The 875-nt window shown below is 64.7% G+C and carries 1 protein-coding gene and 1 pseudogene; one reads left to right on the top strand and one right to left on the bottom strand.

What is annotated here, in order from left to right; genetic code table 11:
* Nucleotides 1–91 precede the first annotated feature (91 nt).
* Entirely contained in the window at nt 92–550 is a 459-nt protein-coding gene (locus BGN95_RS10650; RefSeq protein ID WP_265311947.1) for a TlpA family protein disulfide reductase, read from the bottom strand.
* 167 nt (nt 551–717) lie between these two features.
* Between BGN95_RS10650 and BGN95_RS10645 the strand changes: the two are divergent.
* Nucleotides 718–875: pseudogene (locus BGN95_RS10645) on the top strand (class I fructose-bisphosphate aldolase); the annotation flags it as partial.

Genomic DNA, 875 nt, shown 5'->3' with positions numbered 1-875 from the left:
AAAGAAGAAGGACAGCCCTCCGGCGGGTCCCATGAAAGTATTACTTTCATGGGCGCCCTCACAAGCTCAGGGCGAACGGTGGTGGGGGAGGCTAACCCGCCGACCGCTCGTTGAGCAGCGGGACGAGGATCCTGTTGAGATCGTCGAGGTCGAACGCCCCGGCCTTGGCGTAGCGCACCACCCCCGCGCGATCGATCACGTAATTGGTCGGCACCCCGCCCATCACCGCGAACGGCCCCTTGATGTGGCGCACCGGCGGGATTGCCATTTTCTTGAACAGCGGCTTGAGCTGGTAGGTGGGCACCGAATCCTCGGTGGTTACCGCGAACACGCGCAGCCCGGCCGGCTGCTGTATCCGATAATAGCTGTCGAGCGTGGGGAGTTCGGCGCGGCACGGCACGCACCAGGTCGCCCAGAAGTTGAGCACCACCACCTGCCCCTTGAGATCGGCGAGCCGCACCTTGCTGCCGTCGATCATCGTCAGTTCGAAATCGGGGGCGGGCTGGCCGACCTTTGGCGCGCGTTCCGCGGCGGCCGGCGCAGTCAGCATGACGGCACCCAGCGCCAGTATGATATCGCGTATGCGCACCCTCATCGTCCCCCTGTTTCGACAGGAGACAATGACGGGGCGACGGGGCGCGTCAATCCCTCTGGCGCGAGACGCCCCCCCTCGCTAACAGGCCGGGGATAAAACTGAGGTCAGGCAAAGGGAAAAAGATGACGCCGACGGTCAAGGCCATTCTCGACAAATACGAATCGGATTCGCCCGCCACCAAGGCGAATCTCGCCCGCATCCTGATGCACGGGCGGCTGGGCGGCACCGGCAAGCTGATCATCCTGCCGGTCGATCAGGGGTTCGAGCATGGCCCGGCGCG

This window comes from Sphingomonas sp. 66-10, assembly GCF_001897045.1.
Classification (GTDB): domain Bacteria; phylum Pseudomonadota; class Alphaproteobacteria; order Sphingomonadales; family Sphingomonadaceae; genus Sphingomonas; species Sphingomonas lycopersici.
The sequence above is the reverse complement of the archived record's forward strand: the minus strand, read 5'-3'. Positions and strand labels throughout refer to the sequence as shown.

Coding starts and splice junctions, on each gene's coding strand:
- BGN95_RS10650 (WP_265311947.1), bottom strand. CDS start 550: ATGCTGACTGCGCCGGCCGCCGCGGAACGCGCGCCAAAGGTCGGCCAG.